The sequence below is a fragment of the Trichormus sp. NMC-1 genome, assembly GCF_001858025.1.
GTDB lineage: Bacteria > Cyanobacteriota > Cyanobacteriia > Cyanobacteriales > Nostocaceae > Anabaena.
The window spans coordinates 1,796-27,211 of sequence record NZ_LZQD01000002.1 but is presented as its reverse complement, the minus strand read 5'-3'; the positions used below and the strand labels follow the sequence as shown (position 1 = coordinate 27,211).

The window sequence follows — 25,416 nt, the reverse complement described above, 5'->3', positions numbered from 1 at the left end:
AAAAATCCCATTGTGCAGCGTGGCGCAATAAGTAGGCCGGCGTAAATATTTGTGGTGAGGATCAGGCAGATTGAGTCGATTTTGAAGAAGACACGGGGACACGGGGACACGGAGACGCGGGGATAAGTCAAGAGTAAAGAGACACGGAGATATGGGAAAAGAGTTGACTCTCAGAAGACCGCGTCTCCCCCTCACCGCGTCCTCTTCTACCGCGTCTCCCACTCTGGAGCGTCCTCTTCGGTCAGTGGTCAGTTGTTAATTTTAACGCTGACTACTGACTACTGACTAATGACTAAGATTGTGATTTCTGTTCAAAATTATGTGCGTAGACTTGGAGTAAGCTACTGACTTGACGCAGGACTTCATTGCCAGTATTTTTACCTAAAGCTTGGCGTTCTGGGAAGAACTTAGGCTGATCTAAGTAGCGATCAATCGCCTCGCCGACTTGCTGAGAAATCAATTCCTCAAGTTCTGTTTTGGCGCGGTTGCGTTGGTAGTTTGCGCCTTCTTCTGTAGTAGCATACAAGGGTGGAAGACGATTGAGAGCATAAGCAGTGATGTCCCCAACATCTAGAGAGCTTTCACAGGTCGCTTCAATTTCTGCTACTTTAGCGATTACCTCCGTCAGTACCAACTCTTCCATCACGTTAATAAATTGTTTGCGAGGTACTGCTATTACCTCACCAGTCAACAATGAACCCATGAGTCGATCCAGTGCCATGTACTCTTCAATGGAGAGATCTGACGCATTATCACAGATTCGCCCCACTTCTGCTTCCATAGCTGGTGTTAGATAACCATCCTGGAGAGCTTGTTCGACAATTTTTTCAATACTCATAACTCTCACCATTTAATTTAAGCCAGGTAGGTAAAGTAGTAACCACAGCCAGTTATCACTGATTTACTCTGTCCTTATTAATCAATCACCTTGATCAGCCAGGGTTTTGGGTCAATAGATTGTCCATTGACATATAGACCCCAGTGCAGGTGTGGCCCAGTAGAAGCACCTGTTGAACCTACTGTGCCAATTACTTGACCGGCTTTCACAAAATCGCCTTCTTTAACATTAATGCGACTAAGATGCATATAAAGGCTAGTTACTCCTTGACCGTGGTCAAGGCCAACTATGTTACCGTGAACTCGGAACCCTTCGGTTACTTTACCTACCAATGCAACTTGCCCATTAGCGGGGGCAATTACGGCTGAACCCGCTGCTCCAGCGTAGTCAAGACCACGATGGTAGTAATTATTGGCAAATTTACCATTATAGTAGCGACGTACACCATAGGTTGTCGTCATCCTGCCAGCATTTGGTTTGCGGAAGATACCATTCCAGTATTTTTGCGGTGTTTGTAGGGCTTTGAAGGCAGCTACGCGTTTTAGTTCAAGTTCTGTGGCTTTTACTCCCGCTTTTCCAGGGGGTAAATTAATTCGTTGGATAGGAAATTTGCGATCGCGCACTTGCACAGCTAGGTTTCTCTCCTGACCATCCCCGAACACTTTTAATGTTCTGACTCCAGGTTTCTCTAGTGGAGTTGTGGGAATCAAAGAACGGTATTTATTAGGAGCAATTTCAAATGCTGGATATCTTTTCTCGCCAACTGTCACCGTGGGATTGCTAGTATTTTCTTGACTATCTACATTAATTACTACTGACAGTGTGTCTCCCAATTGAGGATTGGTGGGTGTTACCTGTACTTGTAAGGCCTCTGCGGGTAATGCTAAAGCAATAGGGACAGCCGCAACTATTCCCATTAAAATCTTGTTTGCGCGGTTGGTGATGCTAACACTCTGCAACCAATTCTGCGGATTGATAGGGTGAGCTTTTATAGTCATAGAGTTATGAAAAAATCTGTTGCTGCTGTTCCTCAACAGACTAACTTATTCCCGCTACTGTTTCCGCCGCTTGCTCAAAAAAATCAGCTTGATGTTGTCCGAAGAGGACTCGGAGAGTGGGAGACGCGGTGACGCGGTGAGAAAGAAAGATTGTCTTCTGAGAATCAACTCTTTTCCCATATCTCCGTGTCTCTTTACCCTTGACCCCGTGTCCCCGTGTCCCCGTGTCCCCGTGTCTTCTTCAATTCCTATACTCAGTACTGTTTCTTAAAACATATCCGCAGGGTCAGCAGCTTGAAGTTTGCGAGTAGCGATCGCTCCGGAAATTGTACACATAATAATCGTCAATACTAACACCTGTAAGGCGCGAAGTATGGTCATATACATGGGTAAATTTGTAGCTTTGCGGGTCAATTGATAAAGCCCCAAGGACACTGCTAACCCTGGCATAAACCCCAATAGAGCCAAAATCAGCGCTTCTTCAAATATCACAGTTAATAAATAGTAATTAGGATAACCAATAGCTTTTAAAGTCGCATATTCTCGCAAATGGGCATTAACATCGGTAAAAAGGACTTGATAGACAATAATCACCCCAACCACAAACCCCATGGAAACACCTAAGCTGAAAATAAAGCCGATAGGGGAGTTAGTTCGCCAAAAGTTATTCTCAAATTCAATAAATTCCGCATGAGTCAGCACTCTGATATCATCTTTCAGGTAAAGTCTCAAGTTTGCGGCTACTTTTTGCGAGTCGTAGCCTGGTTTTATCTTCACTAAACCGAGACTAACACTACTTGCTGGGCGGTTGGGAACTAGCCTCAATAAATTCTGATCGCTAGTAATCAAACTACCATCAGTTCCAAAGGAAGCACCAATTTTAAATAAACCACTAACAGTGATTGTCCGACCGTCGATTTCGGTAGTAACCATTTTACCTTGATCAATTTGTGCGATCGCTTGTTGATAATCTCCTCTTGCACCTCGGTCAAATAGAACTGTATCTGGCAGTTTAATAGACTGTAATTGTTGATTGACTTCCGGTAAATCAAAAGCTGGCTTATTGGGATTAAAGCCGATTGCTAACACTGCTGTCTCTCTACGAGTTTGGGGATTCTTCCAGGTGATGACATTGAAATACATTGCTTCTGCTGATTCAACCCCTGGTATATCCATTGCTTGGTATAGTCGTCTTCGAGAAAAGGTAGACATACTTTGCAGGTTACGAGTTTGGGGACTAGTTAAAATAATGTCGGCTTGTAAGCTACGATGCAGTCTAGTATTGCTGTCATACAGTGCAGTTTGAAAGCCAAGCTGCATGAACATTAGCACATCAGCAAAAGCAATACCTGATAATGCTACCAGCAAGCGACTTTTTTCATGACTTAGTTGGAACCACCCCAGAGGTGTCCGTCGTCGCAGTTGTTGGAGTATGCCAATCATAAATTACTTTTTAAATTTCGATGACTACTTTGACTTGCATATTGGTTAAGTTGGCGGCTTTCTGACTGGAAGTTGGATCTAGTCGGATATGAACTTTGACAATTCTGTTATCAATATTGGTAGAGGGATCAGTATTAATCGCATTTTGCCGCTGTACTTGCAAGCCTATCCGCTCAACTGTTCCCTGTAATTCCACAGGTAGGACATCACCAAATACCCGCACTTGTTGCCCTGAATGCACTTTGCTAATATCGCTTTCGTAGACTTCGGCAACTGCGTACATTTGGTTAGTTTGTCCAATATCGACAATTCCATCATTTGAGATTAATTCTCCTGGACGGGTATGGATTTCAAATACTCGGCCATTTTGGGGTGATTGCACGTAAGCTTGTTGGAGATTAGCTGTTGCCTTTTTTACTGTAGCTTCAGCACGACTAATTTCGGCTTTAGCTGCTACCAAATCCACTGGGCGTACTTCGGAAATTTGATCTAGAGTTGCGGTGGCTTCTTTCAGTCGTTGCTGTCCAGTTAACTGGATACGATTTAAAGAAGCAAGTGCTGCTTGCAAAGTTTTTTGGCCAGTTTTTACGGTTAAACGTTTACTGTCCCGTTGGGAGGCAGAAATTGCCCCTTCTGTATAGAGTTGCTGATAACGTTTGTCTTCTGCTTGAGCATTGATTAATTCTGCTTCTAAGCGGTCAATGGTGGCTGTTTGGGTATCAAGATCACCTTGGCGTTCTGCTACTATGCGAGCAATTATGGCTTTTTGGGTGTCAATTTCCCCATTTTTTGCACCAGCTTGAATGCGGGACAAGTTAGCTTTGGCTACTTTGACTTCTTCTTGGGCTTCTTGTAATGCTGCTTGCAAGCGATCGCGATTTTCTAAAATGGCTATTACTTGACCTGCTTTTACACTATCTCCTTCTTGCACCAGTAACTTTTCTACCCGACTTCCCTCACCAGATACAGCAGCAGAAAGTTTAATTACTTTTCCTTGCGGTTCAATTCTTCCTAGGGCTGTAACTGTTTTTATTTCCGGCATGATCACCACGGGTGCTATTGCTTTTTGGGCTGTCTCCCGCAGTCGTAGAACAGTAAAAATACTGGCGCTGATCACAGTTAATGATGCAATTGTAGATATAGTAATCAGTAACCAAATAATAGACTGAGAAGATAATGAACCTTGTAGCTTGGGGTTTTGCACAATAGCAGACCTTTGAAGCGATTCAAAATTCGTTTGTTGAAAATGTATAGCAGGAGTCAGGAGTCAGGAGTCAGGAGTCAGGAGTCAGGAGTCAGGAGTCAGGAGTCAGAAGTCAGGAGTCAGGAGTCAGAAGTCAGGAGTCAGGAGTCAGAAGTCAGGAGTCAGGAGTCAGAAGTCAGGAGTCAGGAGTCAGAAGTCAGGAGTCAGGAGTCAGAAGTCAGGAGTCAGGAGTCAGAAGTCAGGAGTCAGGAGTCAGAAGTCAGGAGTCAGGAGTCAGAAGTCAGGAGTCAGGAGTCAGAAGTCAGGAGTCAGGAGTCAGAAGTCAGGAGTCAGGAGTCAGAAGTCAGGAGTCAGGAGTCAGAAGTCAGGAGTCAGGAGTCAGAAGTCAGGAGTCAGGAGTCAGAAGTCAGGAGTCAGGAGTCAGAAGTCAGGAGTCAGGAGTCAGAAGTCAGGAGTCAGGAGTCAGAAGTCAGGAGTCAGGAGTCAGAAGTCAGGAGTCAGGAGTCAGAAGTCAGGAGTCAGGAGTAAAACCCTTTTGTAGTGAGAGTTTCATTATCAATTGATGTCCTAACCATCCTGTCCACGGCTGTAAATGTAGAGGAAAGCAATATGAGCAAATTCAACTGTAGATTTTTAACACTCTGACCGAAGAGGACGCGGTGAGGGGGAGACGCGGTGACGCGGTAGAAGAGGACGCGGTGAGAAAGAAAGATTGTCTTCTGAGAGTCAACTCTTTTCCCATATCTCCGTGTCTCTTTACTCTTGACTTATCCCCGCGTCCCCGTGTCCCCGTGTCCCTCTTTCACCGTGTCTCCGTGTCTCCGTGTCCCCGTGTCCCTCTTTCACCGTGTCTCCGTGTCTCCGTGTCCCCGTGTCCCTCTTTCACCGTGTCTCCGTGTCTCCGTGTCCCCGTGTCCCTCTTTCACCGTGTCTCCGTGTCTCCGTGTCCCCGTGTCCCTCTTTCACCGTGTCTTCTTCAAAGTTTTCTGTCCGTTGTACCGTAACTTAAAACTCTAAGAACCAGTCTTGATGGGAAGATTAAAAGTTTGAAGTCATGTTTAAACTAAACCGTTTAGTCTTAAAATGTAAACTAAACGGACTAGTTTAGTCAACTGTGTAGTCCTCTTCTTTATAGAGAATCGTTGACAAAAAGGATATTAACAAAATGGCACGCCCGAAAATTGGGGAGATACAGCGATCAAATTCAGATAAAGTAGAAAAAATTCTCCAAGGAGCGATGCAGGAGTTTTTGAAACATGGCTATGCAGCGACTAGTATGGATCGGGTAGCTGAAGCGGCGGGAGTTTCTAAAGCGACAGTTTACAGCCACTTTCAAGATAAAGTCGGACTTTTTAGCGCTCTGATAGAGCAACTAGCCAGAAAACGGTTTCAGTCGATTTTTGGACAACATCTCCTCGTGGGAGAACCCTACATAGTTTTGCGGGGATTGGCTAAAACTGCCTTAGAGCAGATGACAACAGATCCAGAATATTTAGCTTTTGAGCGAGTACTAATTGGTGAGTCAGTGCGTTTTCCAGAACTAGCTCAAGTTTTTGTGCGCTGCATTGCTAAACCAGCAGTTGAGACTATCAGTAAATATTTAGGATCACATCCAGAACTAAAGATACCTGATCCAGAGGCAACAGCGAGGATTTTGATTGGTTCTTTAGCGCATTTTGCCATGACGCAGCAAATTTTACATGGTAAGGAGATTATGCCTATGGAGAGCGATCGCTTGATTGATGCTTTGACACATTTGATTGTGAATTGTGCCGAATAGCGATCATAAAAAACCTCGTTTTCCATTGGGGCGCACTGTCAGCCAATTAGTTTTGGCTAGTGCTAGTTGTTCATCAGTCACCTTAGCACCAGTCAGATTAGCACCGCACAAATTAGCACCCCGGAGATTAGCCTGACTCAAATAAGCATAGCTGAGATCAGCCCCTCTCAGGTCTGCCCCTTCTAAATCTGCATGACTGAGGTAAGCTTTGGTCAAATTAGCATCTTTTAGATTTGCGTACATGAGACTAGCTCTACCAAAATCACTATTGTTGAGATTAGTGCCTTGGAGGTTAGTTTTTTGTAGTTGAGCGTGATGAAAATTAGTTCCTGATAAATCGGTACCTTGTAAGTTTAATAAACTGATGTTGTATGAAGCGAAATCTCGTCTTCCCTTCAGATAAGCTGTGAGCAAACTTTGGGAATCTAATTTGCGCGTTTCTTGAGAACTATTGCTATTACTAGCCGTTACATCTGGAGATTTGGATATTAACTGCCTATGCTGGATGCTTCCAGCCGGCAATCCTGATGTTTCTGCTGACTTAGCTCGTCTAGCACGAATTGCTGCTGCTACGTTATTGGTACCGGGATTATTGGATAAAACACCGGAATTATCTGGGCGTTTGTTGATTCGTTCTTTAACACTAACATCAGATTTGACGAGCAATCCCTTTGCTAAACTGTCTAAATATGGTTCTATATCTAGCGCTCTGAGTACATCTGGGGCTGACTGGTAGCGATTGCGGACTGAAACATCTAACATTTTTCTTAATACGCTTGTTAAATGCTCACTCAGATCCACAAGCTGCTCCCACATCATTTCACCTGTTGTGGGATTGTATGGCAAATCTTTAGGAGTTTTAGCAGTCAGTAGATAAATGCAAGTTACGCCTAAAGCATAGATATCGCTGGCATAAACTGGACGCATAGCCATTTGTTCGGGAGGGGCAAAACCAGGAGTACCAATGGCATAAGCCGTTAAAGCTGTCTGTCCCGATTGATTCGCAGCCACTTGGCCGACTTGGTTTTTGACAGCACCAAAATCAATGAGTACTAGTCTTGCGTCTTGAGCGCGACGAATTAAGTTAGCTGGTTTGATATCACGGTGAATTACCTTTAGCTCATGGATGTATTGCAGTAATGGCAGCATTTCGCTTAAGAACTGCTTCACTCCAACTTCGCTATAGAGTCCTGTTTTTTTGACTTCTTGTTGGAGAGTTGCACCACTGACATACTCCTGAACCAAGTAAAATTGCTTTTGCTCTTCAAAATAATCCAGTAGCCGTGGTATTTGCGGATGATTGCCGATTTTACCCAAGGTTTTGGCTTCTCTCTCAAACAATTCCCGCGCCATATTTAATATATGGGGGGCTGTTCCTGAGGGACGTAGTTGCTTGATTACACAACTTGGCTCTCCTGGTAAGGCTTGATCGAGTGCTACAAAGGTTGCTCCGAAGCCCCCCTGACCTAAAGGTTTGATGACTCGATAGCGATCGCGCAAAAGTAGCGGCTCACCACAAGACTGACATCTTTGGCTAGATGCCAAATTTTTTGGATGGGAACAGGTAGGATTGAAGCAGTAGCTCATGCACTGTTAACTCGCTGCACGAAAAATAACGGAGAAAGTGAGACTCTGATTACATTATTGAGAGCAAATTTGAATTTTGCCAGGTCATTTCTGCTGGAAATCTCTTAAAGAGTTTCTAAAGTTATTGTGAAGTTAATTCCAGCTACAGTAATTGTTCACTATTAACTATACCCAGGATGAAAATCGTTTTCTCCATTATTATCTCATTAAAATTCGGACAGAACAGCTACTTTTTTTGTGTGAAATTACTGAAAAAACTAATTATTGTTTATACTTCTAAATTGTATAATTAGATGATTAGTATTTCAGTATTATTTCTATTCAAATTCTAGCTTATCAAAAAACTACTCTGTCCTGAAGCTTAGGGAATTATCTAAGGCTGTTAAGTAGTGCGGAGTTTTGAGAGGGACAACGACGCTACTCAAAACTTCGCACTTAGTACTTTTTTGGTTACAGACTGGACATCACATCTCGTACAGCAGCTAAAGTCTGTTCAATATCTTCGTCAGTATGAGCTAAAGAAGTGAACCCAGCCTCAAATTGAGATGGTGCTAAGTAGATACCACGCTCTAACATCCCGCGATGGAACCGCCCAAACTTTGCGGTATCTGACTTTTTAGCATCCTCATAGTTATGCACTGGACCAGCGGTGAAAAATAAGCCAAACATGGCGCTAATATTGCCACCACAAGCAGCATGACCGGTTTCTTGAGCAATTTTTAGCAAACCATCAGCCAGTTTCTTGGTTATCCGCTCTAGATAATCATAACTACCGGGTTTTTGTAGCAATTCCAGTGTTTTAATCCCAGCAGTCATAGCTAGGGGATTACCAGAAAGAGTACCAGCTTGATATACAGGACCTGCGGGAGCAACCATTGACATGATATCGCGGCGACCACCATAAGCTCCCACGGGCAAGCCGCCACCGATGACTTTACCCATTGTGGTTAAATCGGGAGTGATGCCAAATTTCTCTTGAGCGCCACCGTAAGCAATACGGAAGCCGGTCATTACTTCGTCAAATACTAATAAAGCTCCATTTTCCTGGGTAATTTCCCGTAAACCTTCTAAAAAGCCAGCATCGGGAGTAATAAAGCCAGCATTACCAACAACAGGTTCGAGAATTACACCGGCAATTTCGTCGCGGTTTTGCTCAAATAAGACTTTGACAGCTTCCAAATCATTGTAAGGCGCTGTTAATGTATCCCTAGTTGCGGCTTTGGGAACGCCAGGGGAGTCAGGTAAACCCAGTGTAGCTACACCAGAACCAGCTTTAACGAGGAACATATCAGCGTGACCGTGATAACAACCTTCAAACTTGATAATTTTATCTCGTTTGGTGAAAGCTCGCATTAACCGGAGTACGGCCATACAAGCTTCAGTTCCAGAGTTGACAAATCTCACCATTTCGATACTAGGAACTGCATCTATGACCATTTCTGCGAGAACGTTCTCTAGGACACAGGGAGCGCCAAAGCTAGTACCTTTTACTAAAGCTGCTTGTAGGGCGGAAATGACTTCTGGATGGGCATGACCACAAATAGCTGGTCCCCAAGTACCTACATAGTCGATGTATTGGTTTCCGTCTACATCCCAAATATACGCTCCGTTAACGCGATCAAATACTATCGGTTGTCCACCAACAGATTTAAACGCACGAACTGGAGAACTAACGCCTCCTGGCATCAGGTTTTGAGCAGCAGCAAAGATTTCTTGTGATTTTGTGGTTTTAATCGTTGTGTTTACCAAGGTTATCTCCTATAGGTGGTGATTAAATCGAGCTTCTATTTGAGAATAAGACAAAATCAGGTTGAAAGTTTCTATGCTCATAGAATTGGCTACTGTTGTAACTTTTGTAGCTCTTGTGATTTCTGTAATTTCTGAGATACGGCATAGGCATAAAAGTTTTTTTATTGCGGCAAGGATCAGGGTAAAAAATTATATAAAATTTCAGTGAAGTCACTAGACAAAGTTGTCGTTTTTTTTACAATGCGGTCAATAGCAGAATGCTTGGGTGTTGAAGTTGCTTTCTGGACTTTAAATCACCTTTGGCTTTCTGTGGTTGATGTTATTTGCAAATAAAAAAAGGACAACGTGATGAAATTATCTCGAATTCTGCCATTAGTAGTTGGTGGTGCTGTTGCTGGTATTGTGGTCAGTAGTGCATCTCCAGCCCAAGCACTAGAGTTTGTAAATAATGGGGATTTTGCATCTGGTTTAACTGGATGGACCAATAGTGGTTGGATTGGTAACAATAGTAATATCGGTGGCAACTCTTCTATTAAGGTTGTAACAAATAGATTTTCCACTAACCCAGGAAATCTATCGCAAACTATAAGCAGTCTTTCTGTGGGACAGACTTATAACTTTAGTTTTGACTATTTTCATACTGGAGGAACTCCAAATGGCATCATAGCCACACTGGGGTCTACAACTCTAGCCTCTCTGATTAATACCACTACGAGTTCTTTCACAAACTTTTCCACAACTTTTGTGGCTACACAAACTTCGGCTCTATTAAACTTACAAGGTTACAATAATCCCGCTTCTGCTTATTTAGACAACGTATCTTTGACCGATGCTTCTACCCCAGTACCCTTTGATATTCCCGGTGGTGCAACCATCCCCACAGTCGGTTCTCTCTTTGCTCTAGGGTTGATGAGACAAGCTAAAAAGCGTTTAACAGCAAAAAAACTTGTTGTTAACCCTGTGGAGACTGTAGCTTCATAGCTTAAATGTCTGAATCAGGATATCCAGGATTTAAGGATTTTCAGGATGGTTTATTAGAGAATGTTTTAAAAGTATTTTTGGTAACATCAAAAGTCTCAGAACCTAACCCCCAACCCCTTCCCTACCAGGGAAGGGGAGTAAGAATCAAAGCCTCTCTCCCTGTGGGGGAGAGGTTTGGAGAGGGGTTTAGAGTATAATTTGCAACTTTTCAAACATCCTCTTAAGGTGCGTTTGATATTTAAGAATATGTTTGACGCACTTGATAAACTGTCAGAATTAGGATATCCAGGATTTAAGGATTTTCAGGATTTTATTTTGTCAGAATCAGGATATCCAGGATTTAGGGATTTACAGCGGTTTCCGCTCTTATGAAGTACATCTTAGCCCCCTCATCGCTTGCGGGGAGGGGGTTGGGGGTGGGGTGTTTGTATCTCATAACACCGGGAAGTGCCGTATAGGATTTTATTTTGTCAGAATCAGGATATCCAGGATTTCAGGATTTACAGGATAAAATATACACATCAAATCAAAACTTCCGCAACTAGAACACCGATTCATTAAGGATATTCTGATTCTGACGAAAATTTCTAACTTCTAAAATCCTGATGTTAACAAAAAAACCATCCTGTAAATCCTGAGTCAGACAAATTATATAATTAAACGCAGATAAACGCAGATAAACGCAGATTTTATAATTTCTTTTGACTCTCCCAAGGGGATATTCTGAATTCAGGAAAAAGCACAAAAAAGAGTATATAGGGGTTGACAACAGATTTTAAATTTGTTACAATAAATTTGACAAGGAAGAACTATTTCGCAATAAATATATTAAGCAAAAACTGGTAGGGATTTAGCTAAGAAGTTCCTTGAAATATAAATTACAAGATATTCAAGGTGTGTTTTTAGAAGCTCCTACCAAGAAGATAAAACCATCTCAAACTTGTCCCAAATGTGGATATCAAGAAAAGAAAACACTCTTACAGCGTGTTCATGTTTGTGCTAGTTGTGGTTATACCCAACAGCGTGATATTGCTGCTGCGGAAGTGATGCTTGCTTGGAGTCAAAATAAACTACCGGGGTTTGGAACGAACCTCGTAGACGCAGATGGAAGTAGCTCTACCAAAAAACGTCGGCGTTCACTGAGCGAAGTCGAAGTGGCAACTGGCAGTTTCAGGCAACTATCCCAGATGAAGCGTCAAAAATCTCAACCTACTGCTGGGGATGTAGAAACCCCAGCCTCAACGAAGTAGGCTGGGGTAGTTCATGGAATGATATCTTGAATCCATTAGTCATTGTTAAATTCAAGAAAGTTATCTGGTATGTCTTCTCCTGAACTGCACTTGCTCCAATCTGCCATCCCTGTAGAAAAAATTCGCTACGATGATCAAGGTTTAGTACCGGCAATAGTCCAAGATTATCTGGATGGTACGGTTTTGATGATGGCCTGGATGAATCAGGAATCTCTACAAAAGACTTTGGAAACTGGAGAAACTTGGTTTTGGAGTCGTTCCCGTCAGGAGTTCTGGCACAAAGGCGCGACTTCTGGTCATATTCAGAAGGTGCAGACTATTCGTTATGACTGTGATAGTGATGCTTTACTCATTGGGGTGGAGCAATTGGGAGATATTGCTTGTCACACTGGGGAACGCAGTTGTTTTCACCAGGTTGATGGGAAAGTGACACCACCACCAGGGGATATGTTATCACAGCTTTTCCAGGTGATATGCGATCGCCGTGATCATCCTAATGAAAGTTCTTATACCTGTAAGTTGTTAGCAGGTGGTGATAATAAGATTTTGAAAAAGATTGGTGAGGAAAGCGCCGAGGTAGTTATGGCGTGTAAAGATGATGATGCTGATGCGATCGCAGGTGAAGTTGCTGACCTGTTTTATCATACCCTCGTTGCTCTGGCACATCATCAAGTTGATTTAAAAGCTGTATATCGTAAATTGCAAGAACGCAGGAAATAGGCAAGGGAGCAGGGAGCAGGGAGCAGGGGGAGAACAACCACTGTCACCTGTCACCTGTCACCTAAAAAGTAAACGTAGTACGGAGTACACCTACAGCGGTGGTTTGGTTGTTGCTATTACCTTCAGGATTAAATAGCACAAACGCACCAGGGGTAATGCTCACATGATCATTAACGCGAAAACGGTAATAACCTTCTAAATGGTAAGGTGTAGCTCTATTTGTACCCGCATCAGCAAGTTGGGCTGAACCACCAGCTTCAGTACGATATAAAGGCTGTCCAAAAATTAAACCTGCATTATTGCCTTTTTTGAGTAAATCATTAAAATGCAAACCTACCATCCAACTGGTGAAAGTTGTGGAAGCATCTACAGCAGGAGAATCTACAAACATTGCTGCACCGTAGCCAGATAAGGCCACTTTTGGGGAAAATCGCCAAGTTAAAGTCCCACCAAAGGAGTTCATATTTACAGGTGTTCCTAGTGGGAGACCAGACAAAGCACCAATGTCACTACTAGTTAAACCCGTGCCTAAAATATTGATCTCGTGATAACTATTGGCGTAGTTTAATCCCACATCTATAGATTGGGTGGGTTTAAAAGTCAGTTGGGCTGCAACTACGCTACTACCACCAAATACACCAGATCCCAAGGGTGTACTACTGCTGCTTTGAGGAATGTTGGCGTTAACACTACCATACAAAGCTCTCAAATCTAGTTTTGGGGAAAAACTATAAATAAAACCAGCCGCAGATGCTAAACCAGAACCGGAAGTACCACCAGAAACGCGAACAACAGGGTTTAAATTACCAAAACGGGAAATAGATTCTTGTCCTTCCCCATAAAAGGGAGTAATAGCCGGAAAAGCATCAGAAACTTCGGCCGCAGTCCCCGCAAACAAGGTTAATTTCTCAGCAACGGGAAAGATATACAGTAGTTTATAAAGTTCCAGTGAGTTTGCACCGACAGCATTTAAAGTTTTTACATCAACTCCTGGAAATTGCGGTTCAAAGCCGGTTCGCGCACCACTAGCACTCAATAATGATGAGGATAATCCTAAACTATTTTGCAGACTACCAGCCCCAGCCACACCACCTAAGAAATTATGAGCTTGTAAACCGGTAATCAGTAAGTCTTTACCTGTAAAGCTGGTGGTCAGGTTTAAGCGGACTCTGTTAGTCAGGATGATATTAGGGTTATCCTGACCAGGAGCGCCTCCTGTAGCACCAATAGCGGAGATAATAGCTTCACCACTCAATTTGGTTGTTGTGGAAAATCTATTGGCTTCTATTTCAGCAGTACGAGCTTCTACTGCATCTACTCTACCTCTGAGTGTTGCCAGTTCGCCAGAAAATTCTTCTTGCAGTTTTTGGAGAGTAGCTAAATCTTGTTTTGTTAATGAATCGCTTGTACCAGCAGCAATTAATTCGTTAACTTTGTCTAAACAAGCATTTAAACCAGCTGCAAATTCATACCGAGTCAACGCACGATTACCCCGGAATGTACCGTTAGGATAACCTGCAATACAACCATATCGCTCAACTAAAGATTGTAATGCACCAAAAGCCCAATCTTTAGGCTGTACGTCTGACAGTTGGGACACAGATGTAACTTGTTCTATCCCGTCTGAAGCTACAACTTGAGGTGATGATGTGGATAAATCAGCACTTTGTTGTTTTTGACTGACAGCAGGTGAATCTGTTTGCAGGCTATCAGCAGCCATAGCTTGTACTGGGAACAATCCAGACAGTAAGCAGAGTAAACCTACTCTACCAAAATTATTGGGCAAATTTACTTTCATGATGACTCCTCACAGCTAAATTTGAATGCAATGTTTTTAGATCAAGAGCTACTGTGGCTCTTGACTTGTCAAGAATCTTTACTACAGATGCAGTAATATATTTGACTCTATCTCTGATATGCGTTCCTCCTGGCACTACTGGGTTAAGTCCAGGAAATTCTCGCCTATATCCCTTGATTTAGAAAATTATATTGTTTTTTCAGCAATATATTTCTGAAAAGATCACTGGATTATTTTGAGTACAATTACTGAGAGAATTGTAATTCTCAAAACGAATGATATTGATCGTAAATTTATTTATATCAGAAATCTACACAAACAATCTTTAAAAATTTTTATACCTGTTATTAACCAAGGAATATTTGGAACTGGAAGAATAATTAAAGACAATAACTAGTGCCGCTTGATCGGAACTAAAAATAAAAAAAGCAGATTATACAAGCTTTTTAGGAATTTTTAATGGTTAGTTGACTTATGCGGATGTGTACTAGTAAGAATACTATAGGACTCCTATTTAATTTTTGAAATATACGTAGAGTAGGCATTGCCCACTCTAAGATACTTAAAATTTTTCAGCTATTATTTATGATTACTATAGGATTATGGAAATAGCGATAGCGAAGCGCTGCTGCAAGCAGTTCGCCACGCTGCTCGTATCTATTGAGAAACTTTGTTCCATCAGTGCTAAGTTGAAATGCTTTGGGAGAATGGGGTGATGGGCAATAAAGAGAAAATTCTTACCCTACACCCTACATCCTATTACCGGTCTTCTTGTGGATGAGTAGTAGATTCAAACTTGTAACCTACACCACGCACAGTCTGAATTAAAGCTGGCTGAGTAGCATCAATTTCAATTTTCTTGCGAATTTGACCGATGTGGACATCCACAACCCGCTGGTCTCCCACATATTCATAGTCCCAGACTTCTTGGATAAGCTCTGCTCGCCGCCAAACTCGACCTGGATGACTGGCTAAAAAATGCAACAAGTCAAATTCTAGAGCCGTTAAGGGTACTGATTGGTTGTTAAGCGTCACTTCCCTCCGTACTGGATCAATCATCAGCTTTTCAAAAATGAGGCGTTTTTGCTCTGCGTTAGTCACAACCCGCTGACGTCTCAAAATCGCCGCAACTCTAACTTCTAGTTCTCCCAGACCAAATGGTTTAGTGAGATAGTCATCAGCACCTTTAGAAAAACCGCGAATTTTATCGGCTTCGTCTGTCCGGCTAGTTAGCAAAAGTACAAAAACGCCATTACGACTTTGCATCTCTTGACAGAGGTTGAAACCAATTACATCTGGTAAATTTACATCTAGAATTACCAAATCTGGGTTAAATTGCTCAAATAGAGTTAAGGCTGCCTTACCATCTTCGGCAGCTTCTACTTGATAGTTCTGTTTAATCAAAAAGCGTTGGATTAAATTCCGAACCGCAGGGTCGTCATCAACTACAAGAATCTTGGCAGGAGCCATGACCATCACTTTGCACAAAAATTCATAGGATTAACATGGGTGATGCGTAAAAACGCAGTTTCCGCTTTGGCAGTAATTAAGAATCTACAAGGCTAAGGTAGGAGTATCCTGATTATTCAAATAAACTGTAATCACAATTATGAACTATGTAGGTACAATAACCTTTAGGTCAGTAGATAAACACTTCAGTATATCTACTAAATTGATCTTCTAACCTTTATTTGTAGAGGTTTTATCAAAAATTATACTGTCTAGTCAGTAAGATGGGAGTTTAAAACCTTCTAATTTTAGACGTATATGTAAATTTATACCATAAATCATGGTAATCCCAATTTCTCATTTAGAAAAACGCACTCAAGCGAAGATCACTTACTTAAACCAATAATATTATCTTCTTATAGTCAATACGGTTTCAACATTCCCAGTTTAAATACTAGGGTAAAACCCTAACTAGCAAACGACATGAGAGTATACACGGTGTTATGGCAATATGTTAAACTAACTGTAGTTAAAATTCCTGGGTTAAACAAACTAACCCGTGCTAACATCCTGGTAGAGGATTAAAATCTGTTGGTACGTTTGTTTCAATCTAGATAAAACCTAAGGTTGTTTTTTCCTCAACAAAAGACTGCCGCTTACTAAGGCTGAACTAATAAACTGCCATGAGCGATCAAAATCCCTACGAAAAACTTGGGGTATCAGAAGATGCTAGCTTCGATGAAATTCAGGATGCTCGCAATCGCCTATTGGAGCAACCTGGTAGTGGTGATGGTAATGGTCTAGAACTCATTGAAGCGGCTTATGATGCTATTCTAATGGAGCGTTTACGGATGCGCCAAGAAGGGAAAATTAAAGTACCTGAACGTATCCGATTTCCGGAAATGCGAGTGCAATCATCTCTTCCGAAAGAAAATTCTAGCCCTCGTGAGCAGTCACCAGCATGGCTGCAACGAATGTTGGATCAACCAACACTATCAGATGTGCTATTACCAGGAGCTTGGTATCTAGGTTTAAGTGCTATCAGTGTGTTTTATCCTGCTGTTAACGACCAGATTTTACAGATGGCTTTGGTAGTTGGGATAGGAATCAGTATTTACTTTCTCAATCGCAAGGAAAGTAAATTTGGTAGAGCCGTTTTGTTCACACTGGTCAGTTTAATCATTGGATTAGTAGCTGGCGGACTAATTTATACCTCGTTATTGCTGCAACAAGTACCATTCATCAACCTAAATTCCAATCAGTTTTCTACAGTACTAACCTTTATATTGATGTGGTTAATTAGCAGCTTTTTACGTTAAAAATATTGGAGACTGAGATATTGCTTAACCCAAAGGATCGCAGAAGAAAATAATGTACTAAATTTTGAGAATAAACTTAGCTTGGGATACACTTCGTTCCTCTGCTAATAGTCGCAGTGTATAAGCGATATGCTCAGAATGTACACCTATGACATTGAGACGGTTCAGTTCATCAACAATGTCTTGATTTAAAGCCGCTGGGATGTAGTTAGCGACATTGGATATAGAAAAAGGCGGAGAAAGTCTGCCAGTTTCTAAAGCCGTTGCTAAATTAACAAGGGCTGGACGACTGAGGTTAAGAAAAATCTTCATCCTCCTTTGTCCTCAAAGAATTCTGCTCCTGTTCCTTCAACAGTGGCAACTACCAATGCCCTGTCAAGAAATTCATTGCGCCGTTCGCAAGATGTTTCGGCAATCAGTAAACACCCATGACAAGCAGCACCATGTAAAAAACGCTCCTCTTGCTCATTATCTGGTTTATGCTGGGCGCAGACCGGATCATTGGAGCATAATCTTCCTTGCTCTAATGCTACTTCCAAATGGTATTCAATGCGTTTCCCAACTTCTACCAGTCCGCCTAAAGTACCTTCTGACCCAGTTGCTCCAGTGTATAAAAGAATTCCATAACCAGCTTCATTAGCATAAATACGTTCACGGATGGAACTGGCCGCATAACCGCATTCTAGTGATACTGCCATAATTAATAAGTGTGATAATGAATGCAGCATAATATATGGCAGTGCGGGGAATTTAACTTTTTCCTTTTCCTGGTCTATACCTTTACGCGCACACCAAATATCAAATCCTCTTGATAATTCTCGCCCTCGTTTTTTGACAGATTCTCGCTTTAACCAATTTTCAATAGCTTCCTGACGGAAAGCAATAAATACACCTTCGCCTCTATTCTCAATTGCCGGTACCCAATTAGGTTCAATATCCAATGCAGCACGCCTGACGCTGATATCAAGTTCGCCGTCAATATCTGGCATTTCCGCCTCAAAGCGAGTAAAACCCACCTGAGCAATTACTTCCCGTAACCGATGTACTAAAACAATTTGTTCAATACAGGCAGAAAAGGTAGGTTGTAAATTATCTAAACTACGTGACCTGGCGTAAAAATCACCTTCTGGTACATCTTCCCCAATTTCGACGGCACTAGAAAGTAGTGTCTCAATTTCTACTTGCTTAATACTTTTATGTGGTTTTTCTTGTCGTCTTTGTTTTCGTTGAATTTCTTCCCAGACGGCTTCATTGCTAAATCCTTCCAAATTTGTGGCTACCTTAGACATTAGACTCTTAACAAGAGTAAGCTGTTCGAGCGTTGTTATATTTTTAAGAAAATCTTCATAGACTGAATTTACGGCATCTTGTAAAGGTGCGTCAGAATCAGGGAGAGAGATCACGCTGAGGACTTGGGAAAAATAAGCATTACTAGCAGACCTCACTAATAAGCGATTGTATTCTGGTAGACCTGTGGATTCACGAATACAACTCAGTTCTTGGGCAAAATCACCAAGCCAAGGGCGGTGTCCCTGACATGGACCTAAAACTTTACCATTGCGGACTGTAGCATTAGCAAGGGGACGACGTTTATTTTTACAGCCTTCGCAGCGAACATAAATTTCCGCAAAGTCGTTACCAGAACCACCTTCATCCAACCATAGCTGACCTTGACATTTATTATCAGAGTCATTATGTACAAAACGAGACCAATCAATATCGCTGATATGTCCTTTGACGCAGGCTTGGACAAAGCGGACGGGGACAACGGGGATTGATTTTTTCTCAGAATTAAGATATTTACCACTCACCAAATTACCCCAAGGTATCAAAGGGCGAGTGCGGTAGGTTTTTTGGGTTTTATTGTCGTACCAAGTTTCCTTGACTTGGGCTAAAAACCAAGTGGGAAAAGTAAAAACATTAATCCCCGTGCGGGCGGCTTTGGGGTCTTGTTCATCAACTGGTGGTGCATAGAGTTTGATGTGAGGGACTTCTAAAATTTCGGCAACTCTAGCCGCTAGACGGTCTTCAAAGATGAGTTTTCTATCGCCACGCCAATGATTTAAACCACCAATTAATACAGAATGTTTCGGTAAATCTACCATTGCCCCAGGTCCAAAGGTAGAGAGAATTTGACTTTGGCGAATTTGTCCTGGTGGTGATTTTTTTCTGCTAGATTTATTCATTTTCCTGCCTCCTCTACCTCATTTCCATAAGGATTAATTACCCACAGATTGACTGTTGGTTCAACATCGCGCAAACTTCGCTGGGCTTTGAATTTCTTTTGTACTTCTAGGGGTTGGTTGTTTAATTCTGGGTCGAGAGGGTCAAATATTAGTGCAGGTGCTTCGCCTACTTCCCGTTGATATTGAAGGCTAATTTTGCTACTGCTATTGGCGATACGTTCCCACAAATCAAGCAAGTCTTTAACTTGGTTTTTCACCTTCTGACGTAGGGCTTCAGCTTCAACTGCATCACGCTCTTTATCGTGCATTTCTGCGCGTTTGGCTATGGTATCAACGACAAAATCTAAATCTTGACGATGTTGAGTAATATCAAAAGCATGGCGTGGTGCTGTCATCTTTGGGTGTCCGAGACGTGCTAAAGCTACGGTAATGGCTGCAAGACCTCTATCAATAGCGCGAGGGGAAAAAGGAGTCACGCTAGTTGCTTCTACCGCTCGATAAAATGTTGAATGCCAAGCACCGAATCGTTCATAATGAGAGCGATCGCGGGGACGATGAATGTTCAGCAAAGTAACTACTAACCCAGGCTTTTCCTCTGCCCGTCCCACGCGGCTGGTAGCTTGGATATATTCGGCTGCTGTCTTGGGTTGACCGAGAACTACCATTAAACCCAAGCGGGTAATATCCAAACCTACGGAAATCATGTTTGTTGCTAAAACAACATCAACTTTTTCTTCTAGATCAAAGGTTGATTCCATTCGCCGCTTAGTATCTGCAACATCACTAGTATTAACACGGGAAGTTAATTCTTCTGGCTCGTCATCAATTTTACGACCAGCAAATAACCCGGATATTTCATCTACTCGTTTGCGCTGGCTGTAACGCACCAGCCCAGAATTTACCTCATCTTCCACAATTCGCCGACTGCCACCGAGTTCACGTAGGGAATTAAAGTAACCTAACAGTGTCATGTAAGGATCTGCTGGGTTGTGGGAATTTTTCTTTCCTCCTTGTTCTAACCAATGTTTTTGGGCTGCACCTAGCAAGGCTAAGTATGTACGCAATAATACTACCTTTAAACTGCGTCCTTGAGCAGCAATTCCTACATAAGTGCGGGCATTTTTGACTGTGGCGGGGACAGTTTTCGCAAAGAAGGAATCGCGTTTATCGGGTCCTGGTGGTGGAAATATATCAACTTCACTGCGACCAAATAATGCTTGAATTTGCTTGCTGGCGCGGCGGACTGTGGCAGTGGAAGCAACTATTTTCGGACGAATTTTTTTGCCGTCTATTTCTTGGCTACACAAGGCATCAATGGCAGTTTCGTATAGTCCTACCATTGTTCCCAATGGTCCAGAAATTAAATGTAATTCGTCTTGGATAATTAAATCTGGTGGTGGTAAATGGCCGCCCAGGGGTTTACCGCAGCCTGTTTGAGTTGGTCCATAAAAGCCATTATTGTCGTAGCGGTCTACTCGTCCAAATAATGCACCTGTTTCTCCTACCCAGGGCAGACTGGCAAATTTATCAACTGTAGAGATAATAAAACAAGGTAAGCGGCGATATATTGATTCATCTACGGCGACTATTGGTAAAGGATGATCACCTTGGAAATTACAGCGACGATTGGCACAACCTATTTGTAAATTTGTTGGTTGATCTGGGTTTTTTAATTGGAATGAGTTGCGGGTAAATTTTGTCCCGCACCAAGGACAACTTTCTAAAGGAATAGGTGATGGGCTACCGTTATTTTTTTGGAAATCAAGAGTCCGCTTTCTAGCAGTGTTTTCGTCATTATCTCCTTTTTTGCCCATGCGGTTGGGTGTTGCGCTTTGTCCTACCCACAGTCCTATTTCAAATGGCCAAGTTCCTAACTGCTGGGGGTTTTTCTGGCGTTCCAATTCTAAGGCGCAAATCATTGTTGCCGCCCTTCCGAGTTGGTCGAGAGTCAACAGCCGCAGGGTATAGCGCATGAGGACGCTTAAACCGGCGGATTTGATACCAGGATAACGCAGTCGTCGCAGAACCAGGGTAAAGGCAGCCAGTCCTAAGTAGGCTTCGGTTTTACCGCCACCGGTGGGGAAAAATAGTAAATCAACTAATTCGCGATCGCTATTTTCGGGGTAGGCTATTCCTGGCAAGTTAGTTAGTAAAAACGCTAGTTGAAAGGGTCGCCATTTGGGGGCTGTTTCTGTTGTTTCTCTTTCGGGAGGAGTATTTTTACCGTGAGTAGCACGTTGGCGCAGGGCTGTAGCAATGGCGCGATTGGCAATACAGAAGGATGCAAATATTTGGGGATCACCTAATGCTTTGATACCTGCGGCGATGCGTTTAGCTGTATTTTCCCCACGTTGGAGTAAATCTAGGGCGACATTTTGCCGTTTGGGTTCGGTGGGACATTTTGCCCGTTGTTCTTTGATCCAATCAATGTAAGCACCTACCATTGGACTCAGCATATTTTGCAATGCTTCTGGTGTGGGTGCGGCGGCTAGGGCTTCCATTCCCAACTCAACGTTTTCTACGTCAGCAGCTATGACCTTTTCTACATCAGCGGTTGGTATCCAAGCGGTACGGACTTCTTGACAACTACCATCAGGATTTGTAAGTGCTATTGCAGAAACGTTATGACCTACAGCATATTCATAATCATCACGATATTGTAAATCAGCAACGTTTTCATCCCAATCCTGATGATCTCGTCCGCGTAAATTGGGACGAGGTACTAGTGGTTCTGGGGTATTGATGATTAAACTGGTTTGAAAAGTATAGGTAACATCACGCTCTTTATCTGAGGTGGGAAGGCGATTATTGACCAAAAATACGGAAACAGAACAAGTCCCCCCAGGAACAAGTTCCTTGGATGTTACAGGACGAATAGAGACGACGATTTGTAAGCCGTGGTGATCTGGTATGGGAATAGTTTTTGGGGATTGGCTTTGATGAAGTGGTAATTTTAGAGGAATAGTTATTTGGGCTTGACGGGGAATCCGCTTCCAGTTTCCCGATAAACTGTGATTTGGTGCTTCTGATTCGGGTATCGTTTCTATTTCTGAGGGTGAGGGAATTTCTGCTTCACCAACATCATTTGCAGATTGTCCAACGGTATGATCTTTTAACGGAAAATAATCACCCCACTGTACTGTCACATTAAGTTGACTGGCATTTTCCGCAACCAGTAAACTTAAACCCATTGAGGAAGGGAAAAAAGCTTTCTTAGCGAATGGTTTGTCTGGAATATTTTCATCTTCACCTGCACTACCGCCTTGAACTACGTCTAAATCGTCATTGCTAGTATCATCTCCGCGCTGTTCCATAGGCGCACCATAGGGGACGAGGAAGCCTGTTAGATACCATTTGGATGGTGCTTGATCTAAAATTTCTTCAGCGTGGACAAGATCATCGGGTGTGGGTCCGATGAGGTCAAGTTGTAAGGCATCAATAAGATGCGATCGCACTTGGGCGGAGCTTGTTTGTATAGAATTTACAGTCAAAATATTATTATCTCCGTGTTATTACTTTTTCTGCTTTTGTTTAATTAATTAGGATATTTGCAGTTATTTTACGGGAATATCAGCGAAAATACTAGACTATTTCTATTTTTTCTAAATGATGATTAGTTGTTCCTTGTAAATGATGATGTTTTTGATTTTTGACATAATTAATAGCTTGTTCAAGTTGCTTGCTACCTAGAGAAAATACACCATATCCTTCTTGCCAACTAAATTTATTTGATTTATTAGTAAGGGTCTGGTTTAAATAGTAGGAACTACTTCCTTTAATGTTTTTTACGAAATCTGCAATTGCTATTGTCGGGGGAATAGATACAACTACATGAATGTGGTCTTCCATACCACCTATTGCATGAATTATACAACGAAGGGCATCTGATTTACCAATTATGTAATTATAAAGATCAGGTTCGTTATGGGGCATAATCAGGGGTTGACGTTCTTTTGTTCCCCAAACAATATGATAATAAAGTTGCCACAAAGACATATTTTTAGATGATTAATATTTAGCTACATTTACAGTTTGCCCATATTGGTGGAAAAAATATTCATTCCCACAGAGAAAGATAGCCATATAGTCAGAAATAGCCAAAGATATCCAGATAGACAGAGATATCCAAATAGCCAGAGGTTAAAAACCTCTGTCTAAAAGCTGAAATCGTCTGAAGACGATTGGTGGAAAGGGTAATATTAATTATGTTAATTTTTTTTAGTCCTCTTTTAGAGGACTTGCGCTATGAGACGGGGGTTTATAACCCCCGGCGGACTGAAGACGATTGGGTAAAGAGTAATATCAATCATGTTGAATTTTTTAGTCCTCTAAAAGAGGACTTGCGCTATGAGACGGGGGTTTATAACCCCCGGCGGACTGAAGACGATTGGGTAAAGAGTAATATCAATCATGTTGAATTTTTTAGTCCTCTAAAAGAGGACTTGCGCTATGAGACGGGGGTTTATAACCCCCGGCGGACTGAAGACGATTGGGTAAAGAGTAATATCAATCATGTTGAATTTTTTAGTCCTCTAAAAGAGGACTTGCGCTATGAGACGGGGGTTTATAACCCCCGGCGGACTGAAGACGATTGGTGGAAAGGTAATATCAATCATGTTGTATTTTTCAGTTGGCTAATTTTCCTTTAACCAATTTTCTAAATCATCAACCTTGCTAAAATCTAATAATGCTTCTCCCAAAGATTCTATTTTCTCAATTGGTAATTTTTGAATCCGTTCAATTAACCCAGGTTGAATTTCTCCAAATCGTTTATTTAGCAAGCGGATAATTAATGCTGATTCTTTTTGCCAAATTGCTAAATCTCTTTCTTGTTGATACAATGGTGCTAGTCTCATAATTACCTCTCTATCTTCCGGATCTTGATTATTTTTTGTCAAATGCGTTTGCAGATTGTAAAATAATTCTAGCGTGATTCTCCTGAAAGGATGATTTGCGGGTAATGCTATAAGTTCGTCAATAGCTTCTTTTTGAACTGTTCCTCTTCCTAACATTCTAATCCATAGGGTTTCTTCTATACGTGGTAATTGATGAATTACTACTATGGCTGTACGAAAAGAGTCACCTAAGTAGTATATTCCCGCTAAAGAGTCATTTTTTAATGTAGCATAAAAACCTGATAAAAGGTTAGCAGATGCGGTAGGGGTAAGTATCCATAATTTTGGAATTTCGTTTTCTGAGATTTTGGTGTTATTTCGTTTTGCTTCTCTTTTTAATAGGGATTTAACTTCTACTAATTTTACTATACAATCTAGGATTTCATCTGCTGTAACTGGGTTGCGATAGGGTTCAAATATTGCTGGCTTTGATGCCATTTTACCTAATAGTCCTAACAGTTGCAAATTAGGATCTACTTGGAGGTATGGTGAAAAATAAACATCTATTTCTTTGATTTCTGCTGCAACTCGACTAGGTGCTTGTACTTCTCCATAGTTTTTCAGAAGTTCTTCTAAATAGTCTTTAGAAAATTGGTCATGTATAAATCTGGTCATTTTTATTGATGATTAATTGTCTGATAGCGTAGCTATATCAAGATTTATAATATTTGAGGATTTACAGGATTGTTAATTGATGATTTTATCCTTTTTAAGATATTAATTAATGTCCTTTATTAAAAATTAATATTTTACTTTGGTTATTTGTCGGTTTGGCTGACGCAAAGAAACCTAACATTTTTATTATCTCACCCAAAGGTATAAAGTTACCACATATAACCACAGATATTTATATAAATAGAGAAATATTCAGAGATATCCAGATAGCCAGAGATATCCAGATAGCCAGAGATATCCAGATAGCCAGAGATATCCAGATAGCCAGAGATATCCAGATAGCCAGAGATATCCAGATAGCCAGAGATATCCAGATAGCCAGAGATATCCAGATAGCCAGAGATATCCAGATAGCCAGAGATATCCAGATAGCCAGAGATATCCAGATAGCCAGAGATATCCAGATAGCCAGAGATATCCAGATAGCCAGAGATATCCAGATAGCCAGAGATATCCAGATAGCCAGAGATATCCAGATAGCCAGAGATATCCAGATAGCCAGAGATATCCAGATAGCCAGAGATATCCAGATAGCCAGAGATAT

The 25,416-nt window shown here is 41.8% G+C and carries 21 protein-coding genes; 8 read left to right on the top strand and 13 right to left on the bottom strand.

The window, feature by feature from the left end; translation table 11 throughout:
* Nucleotides 1-292: 292 nt before the first annotated feature.
* The 4 genes from A9Y75_RS07065 to A9Y75_RS07050 all read right to left on the bottom strand — a co-directional run bounded on the left by A9Y75_RS07065 (nucleotide 293) and on the right by A9Y75_RS07050 (nucleotide 4,483).
* Nucleotides 293-838: a late competence development ComFB family protein gene (locus A9Y75_RS07065; RefSeq protein ID WP_071188873.1), complete on the bottom strand. Its 546-nt coding sequence runs from the start codon at nucleotides 836-838 to the stop codon at nucleotides 293-295.
* Between the two features lie 77 nt (nucleotides 839-915).
* The gene (locus tag A9Y75_RS07060; RefSeq protein ID WP_071188872.1) at nucleotides 916-1,836 is read right to left on the bottom strand and encodes a M23 family metallopeptidase; all 921 of its coding nucleotides are present in this window, start codon (nucleotides 1,834-1,836) and stop codon (nucleotides 916-918) included.
* 267 nt (nucleotides 1,837-2,103) lie between these two features.
* Nucleotides 2,104-3,279 carry an ABC transporter permease DevC gene (gene devC, locus A9Y75_RS07055; protein WP_177176129.1) on the bottom strand — a complete coding sequence of 392 codons (1,176 nt, stop codon included), beginning with the start codon at nucleotides 3,277-3,279 and terminating at the stop codon, nucleotides 2,104-2,106.
* Between the two features lie 10 nt (nucleotides 3,280-3,289).
* A complete protein-coding gene (locus A9Y75_RS07050; protein ID WP_071188871.1) occupies nucleotides 3,290-4,483 on the bottom strand; it encodes an ABC exporter membrane fusion protein in 1,194 nt (397 codons plus the stop codon).
* Between the two features lie 12 nt (nucleotides 4,484-4,495).
* Between A9Y75_RS07050 and A9Y75_RS28320 the strand changes: the two genes are divergently transcribed.
* Nucleotides 4,496-5,011 carry a hypothetical protein gene (locus A9Y75_RS28320; RefSeq protein ID WP_177176128.1) on the top strand — a complete coding sequence of 172 codons (516 nt, stop codon included), beginning with the start codon at nucleotides 4,496-4,498 and terminating at the stop codon, nucleotides 5,009-5,011.
* Nucleotides 5,012-5,648: 637 nt separating this feature from the next.
* Nucleotides 5,649-6,263: a TetR/AcrR family transcriptional regulator gene (locus A9Y75_RS07040; RefSeq protein WP_071188869.1), complete on the top strand. Its 615-nt coding sequence runs from the start codon at nucleotides 5,649-5,651 to the stop codon at nucleotides 6,261-6,263.
* Between the two features lie 3 nt (nucleotides 6,264-6,266).
* On the opposite strand, the gene A9Y75_RS07035 is transcribed toward A9Y75_RS07040, so the two are convergent.
* Nucleotides 6,267-7,850: a serine/threonine-protein kinase gene (locus A9Y75_RS07035; protein ID WP_071188868.1), complete on the bottom strand. Its 1,584-nt coding sequence runs from the start codon at nucleotides 7,848-7,850 to the stop codon at nucleotides 6,267-6,269.
* A 450-nt stretch (nucleotides 7,851-8,300) separates the two neighbouring features.
* On the bottom strand, nucleotides 8,301-9,599 hold the full coding sequence (gene hemL, locus A9Y75_RS07030) for a glutamate-1-semialdehyde 2,1-aminomutase (RefSeq protein ID WP_071188867.1): 1,299 nt from the start codon (nucleotides 9,597-9,599) through the stop codon (nucleotides 8,301-8,303).
* A gap of 348 nt (nucleotides 9,600-9,947) precedes the next feature.
* Between hemL and A9Y75_RS07025 the strand changes: the two genes are divergently transcribed.
* From A9Y75_RS07025 to hisIE, 3 genes are all read left to right on the top strand, one after another.
* A complete protein-coding gene (locus A9Y75_RS07025; protein WP_071188866.1) occupies nucleotides 9,948-10,580 on the top strand; it encodes a carbohydrate binding domain-containing protein in 633 nt (210 codons plus the stop codon).
* 866 nt (nucleotides 10,581-11,446) lie between these two features.
* Nucleotides 11,447-11,830, top strand: a complete 384-nt coding sequence (locus A9Y75_RS07015; protein WP_071188864.1) for a zinc ribbon domain-containing protein — start codon at nucleotides 11,447-11,449, stop codon at nucleotides 11,828-11,830.
* 69 nt (nucleotides 11,831-11,899) lie between these two features.
* Nucleotides 11,900-12,550, top strand: a complete 651-nt coding sequence (gene hisIE / locus A9Y75_RS07010; protein WP_071188863.1) for a bifunctional phosphoribosyl-AMP cyclohydrolase/phosphoribosyl-ATP diphosphatase HisIE — start codon at nucleotides 11,900-11,902, stop codon at nucleotides 12,548-12,550.
* Nucleotides 12,551-12,611: 61 nt separating this feature from the next.
* Here the strand turns inward: hisIE and A9Y75_RS07005 are convergent, their stop codons facing one another.
* Both A9Y75_RS07005 and A9Y75_RS07000 read right to left on the bottom strand, forming a co-directional pair.
* Entirely contained in the window at nucleotides 12,612-14,348 is a 1,737-nt protein-coding gene (locus A9Y75_RS07005; protein ID WP_071188862.1) for an iron uptake porin, read from the bottom strand.
* Nucleotides 14,349-15,107: 759 nt separating this feature from the next.
* Nucleotides 15,108-15,818 carry a response regulator transcription factor gene (locus A9Y75_RS07000; protein ID WP_071188861.1) on the bottom strand — a complete coding sequence of 237 codons (711 nt, stop codon included), beginning with the start codon at nucleotides 15,816-15,818 and terminating at the stop codon, nucleotides 15,108-15,110.
* Nucleotides 15,819-16,480: 662 nt separating this feature from the next.
* Between A9Y75_RS07000 and A9Y75_RS06995 the strand changes: the two genes are divergently transcribed.
* Nucleotides 16,481-17,116, top strand: a complete 636-nt coding sequence (locus A9Y75_RS06995; RefSeq protein WP_071188860.1) for a CPP1-like family protein — start codon at nucleotides 16,481-16,483, stop codon at nucleotides 17,114-17,116.
* A 57-nt stretch (nucleotides 17,117-17,173) separates the two neighbouring features.
* Here the strand turns inward: A9Y75_RS06995 and A9Y75_RS06990 are convergent, their stop codons facing one another.
* The 4 genes from A9Y75_RS06990 to tnpA all read right to left on the bottom strand — a co-directional run bounded on the left by A9Y75_RS06990 (nucleotide 17,174) and on the right by tnpA (nucleotide 23,298).
* Nucleotides 17,174-17,428 (bottom strand): hypothetical protein, encoded by a 255-nt coding sequence (locus A9Y75_RS06990; RefSeq protein ID WP_071188859.1) that lies wholly within the window; start codon nucleotides 17,426-17,428, stop codon nucleotides 17,174-17,176.
* Entirely contained in the window at nucleotides 17,425-19,302 is a 1,878-nt protein-coding gene (locus A9Y75_RS06985; RefSeq protein WP_071188858.1) for a DUF1998 domain-containing protein, read from the bottom strand. The genes A9Y75_RS06990 and A9Y75_RS06985 overlap by 4 nt, the downstream gene beginning before the upstream one ends.
* Entirely contained in the window at nucleotides 19,299-22,793 is a 3,495-nt protein-coding gene (drmA, locus tag A9Y75_RS06980) for a DISARM system helicase DrmA (RefSeq protein WP_071188857.1), read from the bottom strand. Before drmA ends, A9Y75_RS06985 begins: the two co-directional genes overlap by 4 nt.
* A 91-nt stretch (nucleotides 22,794-22,884) precedes the next feature.
* A complete protein-coding gene (tnpA, locus tag A9Y75_RS06975; RefSeq protein WP_071188856.1) occupies nucleotides 22,885-23,298 on the bottom strand; it encodes an IS200/IS605 family transposase in 414 nt (137 codons plus the stop codon).
* A gap of 209 nt (nucleotides 23,299-23,507) precedes the next feature.
* Here tnpA and A9Y75_RS06970 point away from each other — a divergent pair, with 209 nt between their 5' ends.
* Nucleotides 23,508-23,951 carry a hypothetical protein gene (locus A9Y75_RS06970; RefSeq protein WP_071188855.1) on the top strand — a complete coding sequence of 148 codons (444 nt, stop codon included), beginning with the start codon at nucleotides 23,508-23,510 and terminating at the stop codon, nucleotides 23,949-23,951.
* Here A9Y75_RS06970 and A9Y75_RS06965 read toward each other — a convergent pair.
* Complete coding sequence (locus tag A9Y75_RS06965) at nucleotides 23,937-24,812, bottom strand: DUF4351 domain-containing protein (protein ID WP_071188854.1); 876 nt, start codon at nucleotides 24,810-24,812, stop codon at nucleotides 23,937-23,939. The genes A9Y75_RS06970 and A9Y75_RS06965 overlap by 15 nt on opposite strands.
* Nucleotides 24,813-24,967: 155 nt before the next feature.
* On the opposite strand from A9Y75_RS06965, the gene A9Y75_RS28315 reads away from it, so the two are divergent.
* On the top strand, nucleotides 24,968-25,416 hold a 449-nt coding region (locus A9Y75_RS28315; protein WP_071188853.1), incomplete at its 3' end, for a hypothetical protein.

What these genes read in the sequence shown, in the direction of transcription:
- A9Y75_RS07005 (WP_071188862.1), bottom strand. Translation starts at nt 14,348, where the DNA reads ATGAAAGTAAATTTGCCCAATAATTTTGGTAGAGTAGGTTTACTCTGC.
- A9Y75_RS07040 (WP_071188869.1), top strand. Translation starts at nt 5,649, where the DNA reads ATGGCACGCCCGAAAATTGGGGAGATACAGCGATCAAATTCAGATAAA.
- hisIE (WP_071188863.1), top strand. Translation starts at nt 11,900, where the DNA reads ATGTCTTCTCCTGAACTGCACTTGCTCCAATCTGCCATCCCTGTAGAA.
- tnpA (WP_071188856.1), bottom strand. Translation starts at nt 23,298, where the DNA reads ATGTCTTTGTGGCAACTTTATTATCATATTGTTTGGGGAACAAAAGAA.
- A9Y75_RS06985 (WP_071188858.1), bottom strand. Translation starts at nt 19,302, where the DNA reads ATGAATAAATCTAGCAGAAAAAAATCACCACCAGGACAAATTCGCCAA.
- A9Y75_RS07035 (WP_071188868.1), bottom strand. Translation starts at nt 7,850, where the DNA reads ATGAGCTACTGCTTCAATCCTACCTGTTCCCATCCAAAAAATTTGGCA.
- A9Y75_RS07065 (WP_071188873.1), bottom strand. Translation starts at nt 838, where the DNA reads ATGAGTATTGAAAAAATTGTCGAACAAGCTCTCCAGGATGGTTATCTA.
- A9Y75_RS06990 (WP_071188859.1), bottom strand. Translation starts at nt 17,428, where the DNA reads ATGAAGATTTTTCTTAACCTCAGTCGTCCAGCCCTTGTTAATTTAGCA.
- devC (WP_177176129.1), bottom strand. Translation starts at nt 3,279, where the DNA reads ATGATTGGCATACTCCAACAACTGCGACGACGGACACCTCTGGGGTGG.
- A9Y75_RS06970 (WP_071188855.1), top strand. Translation starts at nt 23,508, where the DNA reads ATGTTAATTTTTTTTAGTCCTCTTTTAGAGGACTTGCGCTATGAGACG.
- A9Y75_RS07000 (WP_071188861.1), bottom strand. Translation starts at nt 15,818, where the DNA reads ATGGCTCCTGCCAAGATTCTTGTAGTTGATGACGACCCTGCGGTTCGG.
- A9Y75_RS07060 (WP_071188872.1), bottom strand. Translation starts at nt 1,836, where the DNA reads ATGACTATAAAAGCTCACCCTATCAATCCGCAGAATTGGTTGCAGAGT.
- A9Y75_RS07025 (WP_071188866.1), top strand. Translation starts at nt 9,948, where the DNA reads ATGAAATTATCTCGAATTCTGCCATTAGTAGTTGGTGGTGCTGTTGCT.
- A9Y75_RS06995 (WP_071188860.1), top strand. Translation starts at nt 16,481, where the DNA reads ATGAGCGATCAAAATCCCTACGAAAAACTTGGGGTATCAGAAGATGCT.
- A9Y75_RS06965 (WP_071188854.1), bottom strand. Translation starts at nt 24,812, where the DNA reads ATGACCAGATTTATACATGACCAATTTTCTAAAGACTATTTAGAAGAA.